The organism is Streptomyces sp. 8P21H-1 (genome assembly GCF_013302945.1).
The window spans coordinates 1-2,252 of sequence record NZ_JABTYA010000130.1 but is presented as its reverse complement, the minus strand read 5'-3'; the positions used below and the strand labels follow the sequence as shown (position 1 = coordinate 2,252).

At 74.4% G+C, this 2,252-nt stretch carries 1 protein-coding gene and 1 pseudogene; both read right to left on the bottom strand.

The annotated features are described in order from the left end of the window. Positions 1–1,374, bottom strand: a 1,374-nt coding sequence (locus tag HO151_RS02160) for a M20/M25/M40 family metallo-hydrolase (RefSeq protein ID WP_368039387.1), incomplete at its 3' end; no start/stop codon positions are given. Positions 1,375–1,577: 203 nt separating this feature from the next. After that, a pseudogene (locus HO151_RS02155) lies at positions 1,578–2,252 on the bottom strand (serine/threonine protein kinase); the annotation flags it as partial.

Sequence of the window (2,252 nt, the reverse complement as noted above, 5' to 3'; positions counted from 1 at the left end):
CGACACCGGGCTCCGCAGGCCCGCCCCGTTCACCGCCCGGACGCCGAAGAAGACGTTGTCCTTGGACAGGTCCACCTCGTGGGACGTCACGTCGCCCACCGGGATCACGTGCGTCCACTCGGGGGCGGTGGTCTCGCGCCACACCACCTCGTACCCGGCGAGATCCGGCTCGGTCCCCCGCGTCCACACCAGCTCGGTGGCGTTCGTCAGCGCCGCCGTGAGGATCCGCGCGCCGCGCGGTGCGGCCGGGGCCTGGGCCAGGGTCCAGAGCGCGGCCGCGTTGACCCGCGCGACCCGGGCGATGAAGGGGAAGTCGCAGAACTCCGGCAGGTCCCCGTACTGCTTGCCGTCCTCGACCCGTACGTCCTGGTGCTGGTGGGCGAAGTCCTCGGCGGGTTCGGTGAAGCGGACCGCCGCGTACCCCTGTTCGAGGAAGGGGATGTGGTCGCCGCCCCGGCGGTAGCGGTCACGGCGGTAGATCACCCGTACGCGCATACCCGTCGCGGGGTTGTCCGCCGTGTCCCGTACGAAACGGGCCAGCTGGCGTGACGGGGAGTCGTTCTCGCCGCCCACCGAGCGGCGGGTGGCCGCCTGCTCCGGGGTCTCCGACGTCGGCACGCCCTCCGCGAAGAGACGGATCGTGTACGGGTCCTTCGTCCCGTCGTCCGCCCGTGAGGCGCCGACGATGTCGTTGGTGAACATGCCCTGCACGTCCGTACCGGCCGCCTTGAAGCGCGACGCCATGTGCGCGGCCCCGTACAGGCCCTGCTCCTCCCCCGCCACCGCCGCGAAGACGATCGTCGAGGCGGGGCGGCGGGTCGCCATGACCCGGGCCAGCTCCATCGTCACGGCCACGCCCGACGCGTCGTCGTCCGCGCCCGGCGAGTCCGAGGTGGCGTCCATGACGTCGGTGACGCGGGAGTCGTAGTGCCCGGAGACGACGTACACCCGCTCCGGGGTGACCGAGCCGCGCAGGGTCGCCAGTACGTTCGTGATGCGGGTGGCGGTGGGGACGCGGGGCGCGGGTTCCTGGACGTACGACTGGAGTTCGGCCGTCATCCGGCCCCCGGACACGGCGGCGTACGCGCGCATCTCCGCGAGGATCCAGTCACGGGCCGCGCCGATGCCGCGGACGGGGTCGTCCTGGGTGGAGAGGGTGTGCCGGGTCCCGAAGGAGACGAGCTTGCGGACGGTGGCCTCGATGCGGGCGGGGTCGATCTCCCGCAAGAGGGCGCGCAGTTCGCGGGAGGGGGGCTGGGCGGTGGCCGGCGGGCGCGTGCCCGGTCCGGCCGTCCCGGTGGCGCTCGCGGTCGTGGCCGTGGCCGTGGCCGCACCCACCGAGGCGACTCCGACGGCCGCCGTCGCGGCCAGCACGGTTCTTCTGTCCGGCGAACCCGAAAGGGTTCCGTCTGGGGTTCCGTCTGGGGTTCCGTCCGGGGTTCCGTCTGGGCTCACAGGTCGCATGGGTTGATGGTTGTGTACGCGTCAATCGCAGGCAAGGGAGCGGACAGGGACGGCGCCGACCCGCTCCGCGGATCCGCCGGCCCACCGGGGTCGCGCGCGGCAGGTCCCTGCGGTCACTGCTTCGTGTACGTCAGCTCCTCGCCGCTGGTGGTGTTCACGCGGCGCAGACGGCCGTCCGGCAGGACGGTCAGCTCCGTCGCCCCGCCGGGCGAACAGGACGTGGCCGGTTCGCCGGCGGTGACCTCGGACGGGCCGATCCGGAGGGGGTCGCCGGCGCCCGGGTCCTCGGCCAGGGCCGCCCGGAACACGCAGTGGTACGTGCCGCTGCCCGCGGGACCGTCCGCCGTGAGGGAGAGCACCGTGTCGCCCACCCCGCCCTGCCGGACGGTGAGCCGGCGGGTGTTGCGGCCCGTGTCGTTGTCGATGGACGCGGTCCAGGTGCCGAGGTACTCGGCGGGTACCGCGCCCTCCGCCGGCGTCTCCTCCGGTGCGCCGGACGGACGGGTCGAAGGGGCCCGGGTGGAGGGGCCGGGGGTGACGGGTGCGCCCGTCGCCGGGTTCTCGGTGGGACCGGTGTCGGCGCGGGTGTCGTCGCCCTTCACCAGGGCGTACACGGAGGCGCCCGCGGTGAGGGCGACGACCAGCGCGACGGCGACCAGCAGGGCCGTGGAGCGGGTGCCTCTGCGAGGCTGCTCGGTGTCGGGGACGGTGCCCGTGCCCGGACCCGTGCCCGGGCCGTACGGGGGTGTCGGCCAGGCGGGGGGCTGCTGGCGGGCGGGGTGGCCGTG